Genomic DNA, 15,332 nt, shown 5'->3' with positions numbered 1-15,332 from the left:
GATTGGATGACTCCGACTAAACGCACTGACAACTTTCTCGGCGCAGACGATGCAAGTGTGCATGGCGAAAAAATAAAGAAAAATATCAAAATGATGGCCATCTATTCATTTCTGATATGGTTCGCCCCCTTCAATTCAACGCGTGGGTGTGCTCATGAATTTCAGTTTTCGCCATGTGGAAGTGTTCTGGGCGGTCATGACCACCGGCAGTGCGACCGCTGCCGCGGCATTGCTGCATACCTCGCAGCCCACTATCAGCCGCGAGCTGAGTCGTTTTGAAACTTTGACTCAGTTGACCTTGTTCAAACGCGCGGGCGCGAAACTGATTCCCACCGAGCATGGCCTGATGCTCTTCGATGAAGTTCAGCGCAGCTATGTGGGCCTGGCTCGCGTCAAGAACGCCGCTGAGGCCATCCGGCACTTTCGCCATGGGCAAATTTCGCTGACCTGCCAGCCTGCGTTTTCGAATGCCTTGCTGCCACAGGTCTGCCAGGATTTTTGTATTAAATTCCCGGGTGTCAGCATCAATGTCACGCCGCAGGAATCTCCCGCCCTGGAAGAGTCACTGACGGCTCAGCGTTATCATTTGGGGCTGACTGAAACCCTTGAGACACCACCTGGAACCCACAGCGAAACCTTGTTAAACCTTGATGTGGTGTGTGTATTGCCTTCTCATCATGTGCTTAATGCAAAAGCAGTCCTCACGCCAGAGGACTTCAATGGGCAAAACTTTGTTTACCTTGCGGCGGATGACCCCTACAGGATCAAAACCGACGCGATCTTTCAGCAGGCGGGCATTGAGAGACGGCTGGTGGTCGAAACGCATAACGCCAGCGCTGTGTGTGCGACCGTAAACCTGGGTGTGGGCGTAGCAATCGTCAATCCGCTCACCGCTCTGGACTATGTAGGCAGAGGTTTGCAGATCCGGCGTTTTTCCCATTCGATTTCTTACTGTGTGAGTGTCGTGCGGCCGTTGCACCGCCCTGAATCGTCCAGCGTCATTCACTTTGTGGATGTGCTGCGCAGCCATTGTCAGCGCATAAGTGCTCAGTTGCAGAACCTCTGAGCAGGCCCACTGGTCGCGCACGGGTGGTCTTGATTGCACAGGCGCGTTTTCGCGATGGCGAGTTTCCGAATATTAAGTTACTGTATGTTTGTACAGCGATTGAATAGAGGGAACGCCCGTGGTGAATGTTGAACAACTGAAAAGCAGCGTCAATCGCATGTCCGCCGACGTCGTGCGCGATGCGGTGAATGAGCTGCGCCTCGACGGCCTGGTCACGGAAGGCAAGACGCCGTTTAACAAAGTGCATTTCAATACCTGCTTTGCCGAGATCGAGGCGTTGTTCCAGCGCGCCGGTTACCACAAGCAGTTGGACGTGGTGGGTTACCAGGGCTTGTTGTACGCGCTCTACGATCCCGGCCGCTGGGAAGCGGTGGACGTGTTGCGCTGGCTCAAGGAATTTACCGAGGCGGCCAGCGCCTCGCCGGTGTTGCGAGCGCAATTGGCCAAGGCCTGAGATCCGACCTAGGCCCAATCGCGTTCCATGCGGGATAATGCCTGCCGGTTTATCCAGGTTTCGAGCATTGCATGTCCACATCCGCTTTCTCTGCGTCCCAGCATCAAGCCAGCACCTTGTATCTGCCACCCGGCCCGTGGGCGACAGTGCTCGATTGCCTGTGCGAGCACTTTCCGGCGATCAGCCGTGAACACTGGCTGGACCGCGTCGCCCGTGGCCGCGTCTTGGACATCAATGGCCTGCCAATCAGCCTGGACCTCGCCTACAAGGAAGGCCTGTGCATTTATTATTTTCGCGAAGTGCCGAATGAGAAGGTGATCCCGGTTCAGGAAAGCATCCTGTATGCCGATGAGCACTTGGTGGTGGCCGACAAACCACACTTTCTGCCGGTGACCCCGGCCGGCGAATACGTCGAACAAACCCTGTTGCGCCGCCTGATTCGTCGCCTGGATAACCCCGCGCTGGTGCCCCTGCATCGCATTGATCGGCACACGGCGGGGCTGGTGCTGTTCTCGGCCAACCCGCAAACCCGGTCGGCGTATCAACAGCTGTTTCCCACACGGCGCATCGATAAATTCTACGAAGCCATTGCCCCGGCCTTACCCGACCTGACCTTCCCGCTGGTGCATAAAAGTCGCCTGGTCGATGGCCAGCCGTTCTTTCGCATGCAGGAAGGGCCGGGCGCCAGCAACACCGAAACGGCGGTGCAAGTGCGCGAGAAAAATGGCGATCTGTGGCGCTACGGCCTGTTCCCCGTGACCGGCAAGAAGCACCAGCTGCGGGTGCACATGACGGCGCTGGGGGCGAGTATCTGCAACGACCCGTTCTACCCCGATGTGCTCAAGGATGCCGAGGACGACTACGCCAACCCACTCAAACTGCTGGCCCAGGGCGTGCGCTTTATTGACCCGGTGACCGGTGAACAACGCCATTTTCGCAGCCGCATCACCCTCGACTGGTAACCGCCAGAAACGACAAGGCCCGCACATGGCGGGCCTTGTGGGCAAACGCTTAAGACTTACAGGTCTTTAACGGTGCGAACCTGATCCTTGTTGATACGGGTCTGCTTGCCGTCAAGTTGTTCGAACTCGTAGAAGCCCGAAGCCTTGTCGTATTTAGGGGTGTCGACGGCCTGGATTTCGCGACCGTCATTCAGGGTGATCACTGTAGGCGAAGCGCAACCGGCGAGAGTGGCGAGGCCCAGTGCAAGCATGAGAGCGGCGATGGTCCGTTGAGTCATGAGTTTGTCTCCAAGAGAATTCTTTTAAATAGCTGACCTTGTGACGCGCATGGCGTCGACAAAGTTCCTTGTGCGAGGTTCATTCTGACACGCCAGACCCAGGGTGCAACAGCTCGGGTGTATTCAGATTGGCCAGGCGTGGGTCGTCAGCTTGGCATTCCAGGCCCACACCGCCCAACTGCAGGAATATCTTGCGCGGGCTGCGCTCACCGGCGTCCCATGCCTGTTGTACCTGGGTTTTGAGGTGGGTGGGGATGATGCAGATCAAGGGTTCCCAGAACTCGCCATGGCGTACCATTACCGGCACCTGCGGGTTGCGGTGTGCCGTCTCACACAAATCGGCCAACAGTCTCACGTCGATGTTGGGTACGTCACACGGCAGTATCAGCACATGCGCATGGCGCGCGGCGGCCAGGCCCGCGCGGATGCCCGCCAGCGGGCCGGGGAAGTCCGGGCTGTCGTCGCTCACCAACTGGTCGGCATAGGGTGCGTACTGCTCATGGTTGCGGTTGCACGAGATGATCAGGTCATCGGTCAGCGGTCGGGTCAGGCGCTGCAAATGTGCAACCAATGGCTGGCCGTGCCAGGGCAGCAGGCCTTTGTCCTGGCCGCCCATGCGTTGGCCACGGCCGCCGGCCAGCAGCAGGATCGAACAAGGCAGGGGCGAAGAATCAAGCGACATGGTGGTTCCGCAGCGGCAGGCAAATAGGGGCCTGTGATATAACATCGGGCTGTTCATTCGACAACCGGACCAAGCCATGAAAGCCAAGGCTGATGCGCCCTTCGTACCCCTCAATATCGCTGTGCTGACTGTCAGCGACACCCGCACCCTGGACACCGACACCTCCGGCCAGGTCTTCGTCGATCGCCTGGCCGCCGCCGGCCACAACCTGGCCGAGCGCGTACTGCTCAAGGACGACCTGTACAAAATCCGCGCCCAGGTCGCCCACTGGATCGCCGAAGACGTGGTGCAAGTGGTGCTGATCACCGGCGGCACCGGCTTCACCGGCCGCGACAGCACGCCCGAAGCCGTCAGCTGCCTGCTGGACAAGCAGGTCGATGGTTTTGGCGAACTGTTCCGCCAGATCTCCGTGGCTGATATCGGCACCTCCACCGTCCAATCACGCGCCCTGGCCGGCCTGGCCAATGGCACGCTGGTCTGCTGCCTGCCGGGTTCGACCAACGCGGTGCGCACCGGTTGGGATGGCATCCTTGCCGAGCAACTGGATAACCGCCACCGCCCGTGCAACTTTGTGCCGCACCTGAAGCAGGCCGAACCCTGCGAATCCCGTGGATAAGCCTGGCAAGTCCGGTGCACTGATGCCGGTGGAACAAGCGCTGCAGCAACTACTGGACATGGCTGAAGCAACGCCGATTCGCGAGCACGACGTGCAGCCCTTGGCCGAGTGTGATGGCCGCGTATTGGCGCAAGATTTGGTCTCCACCCTCGACCTGCCGCCTTGGCCCAACAGCGCCATGGACGGTTACGCCCTGCGCCTGTCGGACTGGACCGGCGAGCCGCTGCCCGTGAGCCAGCGCATCTTCGCCGGCCAGGCACCGCAGCCACTGGCGGCCGGCACTTGCGCGCGCATCTTTACCGGCGCGCCGGTGCCCGAAGGCGCCGATTGTGTGCAGATGCAGGAAAACGCCGTGGTCCACGCCGACGACCGCGTGAGCTTCACCGAGCGCTTGCGGGCCGGCCAGAACATCCGCCCCCAAGGCCAGGAAACCACGGTCGGCGAGTTGGTGCTTAACGCAGGCACCCGGCTTGGCCCGATAGAGCTGGGCCTGGCTGCTTCCCTCGGGCATGACTGTTTAAGTGTGGTGCGCCGGGTACGCGTGGCCGTGCTGTCCACCGGCGATGAACTGATCGAACCCGGCCTGCCGCTGGGGCCGGGGCAGATCTACAACAGCAACCGGCGTGTGTTGTGCAGCTGGCTTGTGCGCATGGGCTGTGAAGTGATCGATGCCGGGATTCTTCCGGATGACCTGGAAAAGACCCGCACACGCCTGGCAAGCCTGGGCAGTGTCGACCTGATCCTGTCCACCGGCGGTGTCTCGGTCGGCGAGGCGGACTTTCTCGGCATCGCCCTGCGCGAAGAGGGCGAACTGGCCCTGTGGAAACTTGCGATCAAACCAGGCAAACCGCTGACCTTCGGGCACTTTCGCGGTGTGCCGGTGATTGGCCTGCCTGGCAACCCGGCGTCGACTTTGGTGACCTTTGCGCTGCTGGCCCGGCCCTATCTGCTGCGCCGCCAAGGCGTGCAGGACGTGGCGCCGCTGCGCTTCGAAGTGCCGGTGGGGTTCGTGTGGCCTCAGCCGGGCAACCGCCGCGAGTACCTGCGCGGGCGTATCGAGCAGGGCCGGGCGATTATCTACCGCAACCAGAGCTCCGGCGTGCTACGCAGCGCGGCGTGGGCCGAAGGGTTTGTGGAGGTGTTGGAGGGGACGACACTCGATATTGGCGACCGCGTCAATTTCATTCCCTTGAGTGAAGTCCTGAACTGACAATAGAGACCGACTGTGGGAGCTGGCTTGCCTGCGATGCAGACACCTCGGAGTGTCAGGTACACCCGGTTGATGCCATCGCAGGCAAGCCAGCTCCCACATTTGGATTTGCGTGTAGCTAGTAATCATCCCCACGCGCAGTCACATCCCGCTCCATCGGCTCGGCATTCGGGTCATAGCCCACCGGGAATTTGCCCTTGAGCGTCCACGCAAACGCAATAATCTCGGCCACCGTGCGGTACAGCTCCTCCGGGATGCTGTCGCCCAATTCCATGCGCGCCAGCAGTTTCACCAGCTCGGCATTCTCATAGATCGGCACTTCATTTTCCCGCGCCAACTTCAAAATGGCTTCGGCCAGGGCATCGTCGCCCTTGGCCGTCAGGGTCGGCGCTTGCTGGCCGTCGTACTTGAGGGCAATCGCCTGGCGTGGCGGAAGGGAGTTTTTCATGCGGTTTCATCCACCCAGCGTTGCTCCAATCCGGTTCGTGGCCCACGTGGCGGCGTACCGAGGTGGCAGTCCAGGTCGCCGACATTGATGCCCGAGGTCACCAGGCGCTCGCGCAAGCTGCCCAAATGGCTTTCGATCAGGCTGGCGGTAAACGGGCGCGAGGCCCACAGCTGGCTGGACAATTTGCCCTGGGTCAGTTGCGCCTGCACCTGCAACGGCCCCAGCGGCTCCATGTCGAAGGCCAGCTCGACGCGCCAGAGCATTTGCTTGGGGTCTTTCTTGTCCTTGCGCTCCGGTTGGTCCTTGTCCGGCGGCGGTTCTTCACGCTGGAACTTGACCTGCAACGGCACAATGTCCTGCAAGGTGCGCATGGGGATTTCCAACTGCCAAGTGGTTTGCAGGCGGCCATCGGCGGTAGTGCCGGTTTGCTCCAGGCTCGATAACTGGTGGCTTTGCAGCCGGGAAATGGCCCCGGCGGCCAGGCGCAGCAGGTTTTCCAGGTCGCCTTCGCCTGCAAGTTTGGCCATCAGCCGGTCCGGCAGCGGAAAGCCCGCCGGGGCTTGTCGTGCGCCGATCTGGCCGAGGGTGCTGAGCGGGTTGCGCACGAAGTTGGGCAGTACCTGGGCCAGGGTATTGGCGGCGAGGATGGCGTTCAGATTAGTGGCGGCGGGCAGCGCCGGCAGCAGTTCGGCGACCAGCCGCAGCAGGCTGCCTTTCATGTCCAGCGGTGGCACTTGCGGGTCTTGCCCGGCCAGCAGTTTGGCTTCAAGAAACACGCCGCTACTTTGTACCAACTGCGCCAGCACCTTGGGGTTGCTGACTTGCGCCAGGTCGGGCAGGGCGTTGAGCAAGCGCGCGGCGGCGGCGCGCAGGTCGCTGGAGGTGGTGTCATCGGCAGGCAGGCTTTGCAGCGCGGTAAACAGCACATCCAGCGAGCCTTGGCGACTTTGCTGGGTCGACAACTGTTGCGCCACGGCCAGTTGATCCTTGAGACCGCTCAACGGCACGAAATTCAGGGTCTGCGCGTTCTGCACCACCGCACTGAGCAAGCTGCCGACCCGCAGCGGCTGCGGGCTTTCCAGACTCAACGTGGTGCCGGCCAGGGCGTTATTGAGTACGCTGACCAATGAGCGATAGATCGCCGGTTGCGCGGTGCCTTGCGGCAGCATCTGGGTGGTCAGCACCTTGGCCTGCAACAGCGTGCCCACCGGCAGTTGCGTGGTGTCGATGCGGGTCAGGGCGGCCACATTGGCGCTCAGGGCTTGCTGCAAGGTGATGGTCAGGTTGCCGGTCGGCGTCTGGCTCACCGCCACGTTGCTGCCCAGCGGCAACGGCTGGGCGCTGCTGGCCTGTACCAATGTCTGGCGGCCGCCTTCGAGGGTCAACTTGAGCAACAGCTGAAACGCATCGCCGCCTTGTTTAAGCGCTATCACCTCGGCGTTCGCGGTTTTGCCAGGGTCGATCAGGCCGGTCTGCGGCTCCAGCAGTTTCAACAACTCGCCGGTCGGCGGCAGCGGGGCAGGCCCGGGCGTCGGTGCTGGCGGCAGCGTAGGAAGGTTGATCTCACCGGTCATCGTGCGCGTCGTCTCTGGGGAAATTGCCCTCTTTAGAGTAGGGCATCACATGTATAATGCCGCCCGTCTGCAAAGAGAGCGGTAAAAACCTCACAACTATTTGATCCAGCTCTCTAAAATCGGTCGCCAAAGCCGTTATTGTGCACTTCTCTATAACGGCCGCTGCACCGCCGACTTGAACCGTAAAGGCCCGCGATCTTTTGACCAGCCCTCTTCTAGAAGCCGTAGCGCTTGCCTGTGAACGCGACCTGCGCCTGCTGTTCGAGCACCTCGAACTGCGGCTGGCGGGCGGCGACATGGTGCAGATCAGCGGCCCCAATGGCAGCGGCAAGACCAGTTTGTTGCGCCTGCTGGCCGGGTTGATGCAGCCGACGGCCGGTGAGGTTCGACTCAACGGCAAGCCCCTCAACGAACAACGCACCGAGCTTGCGCGCAACCTGATCTGGATCGGCCACGCCGCCGGCATCAAGGACGTGCTCACGCCGGAAGAAAACCTCAGCTGGCTCAGCGCCCTGCATCATCCGGCGCCCCGCGATGCCATCTGGCAAGCCTTGGCCGCTGTTGGCCTTAAAGGCTTCGAAGATGTCCCTTGCCACACCTTGTCCGCCGGCCAGCAGCGCCGCGTGGGGCTGGCACGTTTGTATCTGCCTGGCCCGCCGCTGTGGATTCTCGACGAACCCTTCACCGCCCTCGACAAGCAGGGCGTCGCCCAACTCGAAGAACACCTGGCACAGCACTGTGAACAGGGTGGCCTGGTGCTGCTCACCACCCACCACACGCTGGCGCGCAGGCCCGCCGGTTACCGCGACCTGGATTTAGGGCGGTGGTCGGCATGAGTGTGTTCGCGCTGTTAGTCGCCCGTGAAGCCCGCCTGTTGTGCCGTCGCCCGGCTGAATTGGCCAATCCCTTGGTATTCTTCGCCATCGTTATCGCGCTGTTCCCGCTGGCAGTCGGCCCCGAGACTAAACTGTTGCAAACCTTGTCCCCGGGACTGGTGTGGGTGGCCGCGCTTTTATCGGTGCTGCTCTCGCTGGACGGGCTGTTTCGCAGTGATTTTGAAGACGGTTCCCTCGAGCAGTGGGTCCTTTCGTCGCACCCCTTGCCACTTCTGGTACTGGCCAAGGTGCTGGCACACTGGGTTTTTTCCGGCTTGGCGCTAGTATTGCTCTCGCCGCTGCTGGCGATGATGCTCGGCTTGCCCGTTGAGTGCCTGCCGGTGTTGCTCCTGTCCTTGTTACTCGGTACGCCGGTGCTCAGCCTGTTGGGGGCGGTGGGCGCAGCGTTGACCGTCGGTTTGAAGCGGGGTGGCCTGTTGCTGGCCCTGCTGATTCTGCCTTTGTACATCCCGGTGTTGATCCTGGGCAGCGGCGCCTTGCAGGCCGCGCTCATGGGCATGCCGGCGACCGGTTACCTCCTGTGGCTTGGCAGCCTGACCGCCCTGGCGGTAACCCTGACACCCTTTGCTATAGCGGCTGGCCTGAAGATCAGCGTCGGCGAATAATGAGGTCTGGCCAAGTGTTATGCCTTGGCCAGTAAAGACCCTGAGCTTTGCGCAATGACGCACAGCCACCGTGATGGAAACAGTAATGAACTGGACCTGGTTTCACAAGCTCGGCTCGCCCAAATGGTTTTACGGCATCAGCGGCAAATTGCTGCCGTGGTTGAGCATCGCCGCCATTTTGCTGATCGGCATCGGCCTGGTCTGGGGCCTGGCCTTCGCGCCGCCGGACTACCAGCAAGGCAACAGCTTTCGCATCATCTATATCCACGTGCCCGCCGCCATGCTGGCGCAGTCCTGCTATGTGATGCTGGCGGTGTGCGGCATCGTCGGGCTGGTGTGGAAGATGAAACTGGCCGACGTGGCCCTGCAATGCGCCGCGCCCATCGGCGCCTGGATGACCGCCGTGGCGCTGGTCACCGGCGCGATCTGGGGCAAACCCACCTGGGGTTCGTGGTGGGTGTGGGATGCGCGACTGACCTCCATGCTGATCCTGCTGTTCCTGTACTTCGGCCTCATCGCCCTGGGCAATGCCATCAGCAACCGCGACAGCGCGGCCAAGGCCTGTGCGGTGCTGGCGATTGTCGGCGTAATCAACATTCCGATCATCAAATACTCGGTGGAGTGGTGGAACACTCTGCACCAGGGCGCCACCTTCACCCTCACCGAAAAACCGGCGATGCCCGTGGAAATGTGGGCGCCGCTGCTGCTGATGGTGCTGGGGTTCTACTGCTTCTTCGGCGCCGTGCTGCTGATGCGCATGCGCCTCGAAGTGCTCAAGCGTGAAGCCCGCACCAGTTGGGTCAAGACCGAAGTGCAAAACAGCCTGGAAGCGCGCGGATGAACTTCAACTCGTTCAGTGAATTTCTCGCCATGGGCCATCACGGCCTGTATGTCTGGACGGCCTATGGCATCTGCCTGGCAGTGCTGGCCCTCAACGTTGCCGCGCCGATCCTGGCCCGCAAGCGTTACCTGCAACAAGAGGCGCGTCGTTTGCGCCGGGAGACCGATAAGTGAATCCGCTGCGTAGAAAGCGTCTGTTGATCATCCTCGCCATCATGGCCGGCGTCGGCATTGCCGTGACCCTGGCCCTGAGCGCCTTGCAGCAGAACATCAACCTGTTCTACACCCCGACCCAGATCGCCAATGGCGAAGCGCCTGTCGACACGCGCATCCGCGCCGGCGGCATGGTCGAGAAGGGCTCCTTGAAGCGTTCCGGTGATTCCCTTGACGTGACCTTTGTGGTCACCGACTTCAACAAAGCCGTGACCATCACCTATCGCGGCATCCTCCCGGACCTGTTCCGTGAAGGCCAGGGCATCGTCGCCCTGGGCAAGCTCAACGCCGACGGCGTGGTGGTGGCCGATGAAGTACTCGCCAAGCACGATGAGAAGTACATGCCGCCGGAAGTGACCAAGGCGTTGAAAGACAGCGGCCAATCGGCCCCAGCACCTGCCAAGGAGGGCTAAGCCATGACGTCCGCACTGTTTATTCCGGAGCTGGGCCAGTTGGCGATGATCCTCGCCCTGTGCTTCGCCATCGTCCAGGCCGTGGTGCCGTTGCTCGGCGCCTGGCGCGGCGACCGCCTGTGGATGAGCCTGGCGCAGCCGGCCGCCTGGGGCCAGTTTGCCTTTTTGGTGTTCGCGTTTGGCTGCCTGACCTACGCCTTTATGACCGACGACTTTTCCGTCGCCTATGTCGCCAATAACTCCAACAGCGCGCTGCCGTGGTACTACAAGTTCAGCGCCGTGTGGGGCGCCCACGAAGGTTCGTTGCTGCTGTGGGCCTTGATCCTTGGCGGCTGGACCTTTGCCGTATCGGTGTTCTCGCGCCAACTGCCGCAGGTCATGCTGGCCCGCGTGTTGGCGGTGATGGGCATGATCAGCATCGGCTTCCTGCTGTTTTTGATCATGACCTCCAACCCGTTCACGCGCATCCTGCCGCAGATCCCGATGGATGGGCATGACCTCAACCCGTTGTTGCAAGACATCGGCCTGATCGTGCACCCGCCGATGCTCTACATGGGCTACGTCGGTTTCTCCGTGGCCTTTGCGTTTGCCATCGCCGCCTTGCTCGGCGGGCGCCTCGATGCGGCCTGGGCGCGCTGGTCGCGGCCATGGACCATTGTGGCCTGGGCGTTCCTCGGTATCGGTATCACCCTCGGTTCGTGGTGGGCCTACTACGAACTCGGCTGGGGCGGCTGGTGGTTCTGGGACCCGGTGGAAAACGCCTCGTTCATGCCCTGGCTGGTGGGCACCGCGCTGATTCACTCGCTGGCCGTCACCGAAAAACGCGGCGTGTTCAAAAGCTGGACCGTGTTGCTGGCCATCGCCGCGTTTTCCCTCAGCCTGCTGGGTACTTTCCTGGTGCGTTCGGGCGTGTTGACCTCGGTGCATGCGTTTGCGTCCGACCCGGAGCGCGGCGTGTTCATCCTGATCTTCCTGCTGTTTGTAGTCGGTGGCTCGCTGACCCTGTTTGCGTTGCGCGCACCCGTGGTCAAGAGCCAGGTCGGCTTTAACCTGTGGTCGCGGGAAACCCTGCTGCTGGGCAATAACCTGGTGCTGGTGGTGGCCGCGTCGATGATCCTGCTCGGCACCCTGTACCCCTTGGTGCTGGACGCTTTGAGCGGCGCCAAGCTGTCCGTCGGGCCGCCGTACTTCAACGCGTTGTTTATCCCGTTGATGGGCCTGTTGATGGTGGTCATGGCCGTTGGTGTGCTGGTGCGCTGGAAAGACACGCCGGTCAAATGGCTGGCCGGCATGCTGATGCCGGTGCTGCTGGGCAGCGTGGCCCTGGCAGTGATCGCCGGGTTCGCCTACGGCGATTTCAATTGGGCGGTGCTTGCCACTTTCCTGCTGGCTGCCTGGGTATTGCTGGCCGGCGTTCGCGATATTTTCGACAAGACCCGTCACAAAGGCCTGATCAAAGGCTTGCCGACGTTGACCCGCAGCTACTGGGGCATGCAAGTCGCCCACATCGGCATCGCCGTGTGCGCCCTCGGCGTGGTGCTGTCCAGCCAGAACAGCGCTGAGCGCGACCTGCGCCTGGCGCCGGGTGAGTCCATGGACCTGGCCGGTTACCACTTCATTTTCGAAGGCGCCAAGCACTTCGAAGGCCCGAACTTCACGTCCGACAAAGGCACTGTTCGTGTCGTGCGCAACGGCAAGGAAGTGGCGGTGCTGCACCCGGAGAAACGCCTGTACACCGTGCAAAGCTCGATGATGACCGAAGCGGGTATCGACGCCGGTTTCACCCGTGACCTCTATGTGGCATTGGGTGAGCCGCTGGGCGACGGCGCCTGGGCGGTGCGCGTGCACGTCAAACCGTTTGTGCGCTGGATCTGGTTCGGCGGTTTGCTCACCGGTTTCGGCGGGTTGCTGGCCGCGCTGGACCGGCGTTATCGCGTCAAGGTCAAAAGCCGTGTGCGTGAAGCCCTCGGCCTGCAAGGAGCGGCGGCATGAAGCGTTGGTTGATGGTGTTGCCGCTGGCGGCCTTTCTGGTGATGGCAGTGTTCTTGTATCGCGGCTTGTACCTCGATCCGGCCGAGTTGCCCTCGGCGATGATCGGTAAACCCTTCCCTGCGTTCAGCCTGAAGACCGTGCAGGGCGACAAAACCCTGACCCAGGCCGACCTGCTGGGTAAACCGGCGCTGGTCAATGTGTGGGGCACCTGGTGCATTTCCTGCCGCGTTGAACACCCGGTACTGAACAAACTGGCCGAGCAGGGCGTGGTGATCTACGGCATCAACTACAAGGACGACAATGCTGCCGCCTTGAAGTGGCTGGCCGAGTTCCATAACCCCTACCAGTTGGATATCCGCGATGAGGACGGCAACCTCGGTCTCAACCTCGGTGTATACGGCGCGCCGGAAACCTTCTTCATCGATGCCAAAGGCGTGATCCGCGACAAGTATGTTGGCGTGATCGACGAAGTGGTCTGGCGCGAGCAACTGGCCGCCAAGTACCAGGCACTGGTCGATGAGGCCAAGCCATGAAGCGTCTGTTAGCCGCTGCGGTTCTTGCACTTGGACTGGTTGGCGTCGCCCATGCGGCCATCGACACCTACGAGTTCGCGAAGGACGGTGACCGTGAGCGTTTTCGCGAATTGACCAAGGAACTGCGCTGCCCCAAGTGCCAGAACCAGGACATCGCCGACTCCAACGCCCCGATCGCCGCCGACCTGCGCAAAGAGATTTTCCGCATGCTGGGGGAGGGCAAGGACAACCAGCAGATCATCGACTTCATGGTCGACCGCTACGGTGATTTCGTGCGCTACAAACCGGCCCTTACCGGCAAGACTGCGTTGCTCTGGTTCGGCCCCGCTGGGCTGTTGCTGGCCGGCGTGGTGGTGATGGCCGTGATCGTGCGCCGTCGCCGCGCTGCGCCTACTGATGGTTCCGATGCGCTCTCCCCGGATGAACGCAAACGCCTCGACCAATTGCTGGACACCAAGACTGATGATTGATTTTTGGCTCGCAGCAGGGTTGCTGCTCCTGATTGCCCTGAGTTTTCTGTTGATCCCTGTACTGCGCGGCCGCCGTGCCCAGCGTGAAGAGGACCGCACCGCACTGAACGTGGCGCTCTACCAGGAACGCGTAGCCGAGCTGCAAGTGCAGCAGGACGAAGGCGTGCTGAATGCCGCCCAGCTCGACACCGGCCGCGCCGAGGCTGCGCGTGAGTTGCTGGCTGATACCGAAGGCGTGGAAAAGCCGCGTGAATCGCGCCTGGGCAAACCACTGCCGTTGTTGGCGGCGTTTCTCGTGCCGGTCCTGGGCGTTGCGCTGTACCTGCATTACGGGGCGAGCGACAAGGTCGAGCTGACCCGCGAATTCTCCCAGCCGCCGGTGTCGATGCAAGACATGACCCGCCGCCTGGAGCGCGCCGCCGCCGCCCAGCCGGACTCGGCGGAAGGCTTGTACTTCCTCGGTCGCGCTTACATGGCTCAGGACCGTTCCGCCGATGCCGCGAAAATCTTCGAGCGCACCGTCGCTCTCGCCGGTCGCCAGCCCGAACTGCTCGGCCAATGGGCCCAGGCGCAGTACTTTGCCGACAACAAACAATGGTCGCCCAAGGTGCAGGCGCTGACCGATGAAGCCTTGAAGCTCGACCCCAAAGAAGTCACCAGCCTTGGCCTGCTGGGTATCGCCGCCTTTGAAGGCCAGCGTTATCAGGAAGCCATCGATTACTGGAACCGCCTGTTGGCCCAGTTGCCAGCGCAAGACAACTCCCGTGTCGCGCTGCAAGGCGGTATCGACCGCGCGGCCGAGAAGCTCAAGGAAAGCGGTGGCACCGTCGCGGCAAAAACCGTGATGAAAGTCCGTGTGGACCTGGCACCTGATGTGAAGGCCAAAGCCCTGCCCACCGACAGCGTGTTCATCTTCGCCCGCGCCGTGAATGGCCCTCCGGCACCGTTGGCGGCCAAGCGTGTCACCGTGGCTGAACTGCCGGTTACCGTCGAACTGGGCGATGCGGACGCAATGATGCCGCAGTTGAAACTGTCGAACTTCCCCGAAGTCCAACTGGTTGCGCGCATATCCCGGGCCGGTCAGCCGACCACTGGCGAGTGGATCGGCCGCAGCCAACCTTTGGCCAGCACTACCACTGCGCTGCAGCAACTGACCATTGACACTCCGGACAAGTAAATCGAGGAAACGCCTATGACCGCATTTGCACGTATCACCTTGCTCAGCCTGGTATTGGGGCTGAGCGCTTGTGCGGTCCATCGGCCTCCCGCACCCACCGGCCCGACCATCCCACCGTCTGGCCCGTCGACCCAACCGAGCACCAAGCCTTCCGGCCCGGTAACACCGCCGCCGAAACCTGTGCCAAGCAAATCGCCGACCTTCGCCCCTCCACCGGGCGCCGCCAGCCACTGGGACGGCAAGATGCAGGTGTATGTATTGGACGAACAGCCCGACACCTTCTACCGCCAGCGCACCTACTACCGCTGGAGCAACGGCTGGAGCCGCTCCATCAGCCCGAACGGGCCGTGGGAAGACACCGATGTGCACGGCGTGCCGCCGGGGTTGAGCAAGCAATACGCGCAATAACAAAAGGCGACCTTTGAAAGGTCGCCTTTTTTATTACTCAACTTGAAATGCAATCCACTGTGGGAGTTGGCTTGCCTGCGATAGCGGTGTATCAGCTACCCATCTGCCAACTGACCCACGGCTATCGCAGGCAAGCCAGCTCCCACAGTGGATCCCCTTTGATCGTTCGAATTTGATCGTTCCCACGCGCAGCAAAGGAATGCATGCGGTGACGCTCTGCGTCAGGCCCACTTGGGGACGCAGAGCGTCCCAGGCGGCATTCCCACGCAGAGCGTGGGAACGAGCATTACCTGACTTGAAACGCAATCCCCTGTGGGAGCTGGCTTGCCTGCGATAGCGGTACACCTGCTGGCTAGGTATTGCCTGGTCCACCGCTATCGCGGGCAAGCCCGCTCCCACAGTTTTGATCTCCATTTGATCTGAGATTTACGCCAGTTCTTGAATGCGGCGCGGCGCTCCGAGCCAGTGAATCACCCCAGCCACCACCCCCAACAC

19 protein-coding genes are annotated in these 15,332 nt (G+C 61.7%); 15 read left to right on the top strand and 4 right to left on the bottom strand.

The window, feature by feature from the left end; all coding sequences use genetic code 11:
* The first annotated feature begins 154 nt into the window (after positions 1 to 154).
* The 3 genes from GIW28_RS15545 (at position 155) to GIW28_RS15535 (ending at position 2,482) form a co-directional block, all read left to right on the top strand.
* Positions 155 to 1,066: a LysR family transcriptional regulator gene (locus GIW28_RS15545; protein ID WP_099549060.1), complete on the top strand. Its 912-nt coding sequence runs from the start codon at positions 155 to 157 to the stop codon at positions 1,064 to 1,066.
* 118 nt (positions 1,067 to 1,184) lie between these two features.
* Positions 1,185 to 1,520 (top strand): hypothetical protein, encoded by a 336-nt coding sequence (locus GIW28_RS15540; protein ID WP_003189932.1) that lies wholly within the window; start codon positions 1,185 to 1,187, stop codon positions 1,518 to 1,520.
* 71 nt (positions 1,521 to 1,591) lie between these two features.
* Positions 1,592 to 2,482, top strand: a complete 891-nt coding sequence (locus tag GIW28_RS15535; RefSeq protein ID WP_099549059.1) for a pseudouridine synthase — start codon at positions 1,592 to 1,594, stop codon at positions 2,480 to 2,482.
* A 56-nt stretch (positions 2,483 to 2,538) separates the two neighbouring features.
* Here the strand turns inward: GIW28_RS15535 and GIW28_RS15530 are convergent, their stop codons facing one another.
* Positions 2,539 to 2,760, bottom strand: a complete 222-nt coding sequence (locus tag GIW28_RS15530; protein ID WP_017136187.1) for a YgdI/YgdR family lipoprotein — start codon at positions 2,758 to 2,760, stop codon at positions 2,539 to 2,541.
* A gap of 79 nt (positions 2,761 to 2,839) precedes the next feature.
* The gene (mobA, locus tag GIW28_RS15525; RefSeq protein WP_099549058.1) at positions 2,840 to 3,442 is read right to left on the bottom strand and encodes a molybdenum cofactor guanylyltransferase MobA; all 603 of its coding nucleotides are present in this window, start codon (positions 3,440 to 3,442) and stop codon (positions 2,840 to 2,842) included.
* Between the two features lie 76 nt (positions 3,443 to 3,518).
* Here mobA and moaB point away from each other — a divergent pair, with 76 nt between their 5' ends.
* Complete coding sequence (gene moaB, locus GIW28_RS15520) at positions 3,519 to 4,058, top strand: molybdenum cofactor biosynthesis protein B (RefSeq protein WP_017136189.1); 540 nt, start codon at positions 3,519 to 3,521, stop codon at positions 4,056 to 4,058.
* Between the two features lie 22 nt (positions 4,059 to 4,080).
* Positions 4,081 to 5,268: a molybdopterin molybdotransferase MoeA gene (locus GIW28_RS15515; RefSeq protein ID WP_170039029.1), complete on the top strand. Its 1,188-nt coding sequence runs from the start codon at positions 4,081 to 4,083 to the stop codon at positions 5,266 to 5,268.
* Positions 5,269 to 5,386: 118 nt separating this feature from the next.
* On the opposite strand, the gene GIW28_RS15510 is transcribed toward GIW28_RS15515, so the two are convergent.
* Together GIW28_RS15510 and fliK are read right to left on the bottom strand one after the other, a co-directional pair.
* On the bottom strand, positions 5,387 to 5,716 hold the full coding sequence (locus GIW28_RS15510) for an EscU/YscU/HrcU family type III secretion system export apparatus switch protein (protein WP_017136191.1): 330 nt from the start codon (positions 5,714 to 5,716) through the stop codon (positions 5,387 to 5,389).
* Positions 5,713 to 7,290, bottom strand: coding sequence for a flagellar hook-length control protein FliK (gene fliK, locus GIW28_RS15505; RefSeq protein WP_236458935.1), 1,578 nt, complete (start codon positions 7,288 to 7,290; stop codon positions 5,713 to 5,715). Before fliK ends, GIW28_RS15510 begins: the two co-directional genes overlap by 4 nt.
* Before the next feature lie 200 nt (positions 7,291 to 7,490).
* On the opposite strand from fliK, the gene ccmA reads away from it, so the two are divergent.
* The 10 genes from ccmA to GIW28_RS15455 all read left to right on the top strand — a co-directional run bounded on the left by ccmA (position 7,491) and on the right by GIW28_RS15455 (position 14,837).
* Positions 7,491 to 8,126 carry a cytochrome c biogenesis heme-transporting ATPase CcmA gene (ccmA, locus tag GIW28_RS15500; protein WP_017136193.1) on the top strand — a complete coding sequence of 212 codons (636 nt, stop codon included), beginning with the start codon at positions 7,491 to 7,493 and terminating at the stop codon, positions 8,124 to 8,126.
* A complete protein-coding gene (gene ccmB, locus GIW28_RS15495; RefSeq protein ID WP_014717701.1) occupies positions 8,123 to 8,791 on the top strand; it encodes a heme exporter protein CcmB in 669 nt (222 codons plus the stop codon). Before ccmA ends, ccmB begins: the two co-directional genes overlap by 4 nt.
* An 85-nt stretch (positions 8,792 to 8,876) precedes the next feature.
* Positions 8,877 to 9,632, top strand: coding sequence for a heme ABC transporter permease (locus GIW28_RS15490; protein WP_138451783.1), 756 nt, complete (start codon positions 8,877 to 8,879; stop codon positions 9,630 to 9,632).
* On the top strand, positions 9,629 to 9,805 hold the full coding sequence (gene ccmD, locus GIW28_RS15485) for a heme exporter protein CcmD (RefSeq protein WP_017136196.1): 177 nt from the start codon (positions 9,629 to 9,631) through the stop codon (positions 9,803 to 9,805). The genes GIW28_RS15490 and ccmD overlap by 4 nt, the downstream gene beginning before the upstream one ends.
* Positions 9,802 to 10,257: a cytochrome c maturation protein CcmE gene (gene ccmE / locus GIW28_RS15480; protein WP_017136197.1), complete on the top strand. Its 456-nt coding sequence runs from the start codon at positions 9,802 to 9,804 to the stop codon at positions 10,255 to 10,257. The genes ccmD and ccmE overlap by 4 nt, the downstream gene beginning before the upstream one ends.
* 3 nt (positions 10,258 to 10,260) lie before the next feature.
* Positions 10,261 to 12,249: a heme lyase CcmF/NrfE family subunit gene (locus tag GIW28_RS15475; RefSeq protein ID WP_017136198.1), complete on the top strand. Its 1,989-nt coding sequence runs from the start codon at positions 10,261 to 10,263 to the stop codon at positions 12,247 to 12,249.
* The gene (locus tag GIW28_RS15470) at positions 12,246 to 12,782 is read left to right on the top strand and encodes a DsbE family thiol:disulfide interchange protein (protein ID WP_017136199.1); all 537 of its coding nucleotides are present in this window, start codon (positions 12,246 to 12,248) and stop codon (positions 12,780 to 12,782) included. Before GIW28_RS15475 ends, GIW28_RS15470 begins: the two co-directional genes overlap by 4 nt.
* Complete coding sequence (locus GIW28_RS15465; RefSeq protein WP_017136200.1) at positions 12,779 to 13,252, top strand: cytochrome c-type biogenesis protein; 474 nt, start codon at positions 12,779 to 12,781, stop codon at positions 13,250 to 13,252. The genes GIW28_RS15470 and GIW28_RS15465 overlap by 4 nt, the downstream gene beginning before the upstream one ends.
* Positions 13,245 to 14,429, top strand: coding sequence for a c-type cytochrome biogenesis protein CcmI (ccmI, locus tag GIW28_RS15460; protein WP_017136201.1), 1,185 nt, complete (start codon positions 13,245 to 13,247; stop codon positions 14,427 to 14,429). Before GIW28_RS15465 ends, ccmI begins: the two co-directional genes overlap by 8 nt.
* Positions 14,430 to 14,444: 15 nt before the next feature.
* Positions 14,445 to 14,837, top strand: a complete 393-nt coding sequence (locus tag GIW28_RS15455; protein WP_138451785.1) for a hypothetical protein — start codon at positions 14,445 to 14,447, stop codon at positions 14,835 to 14,837.
* Positions 14,838 to 15,332 lie beyond the last annotated feature (495 nt).

Origin of the sequence: Pseudomonas sp. PA-5-4B (assembly GCF_021606215.1) — a bacterium.
GTDB classification, from domain to species: domain Bacteria; phylum Pseudomonadota; class Gammaproteobacteria; order Pseudomonadales; family Pseudomonadaceae; genus Aquipseudomonas; species Aquipseudomonas edaphica.
This window is presented reverse-complemented; position numbering and strand designations above follow the sequence as displayed.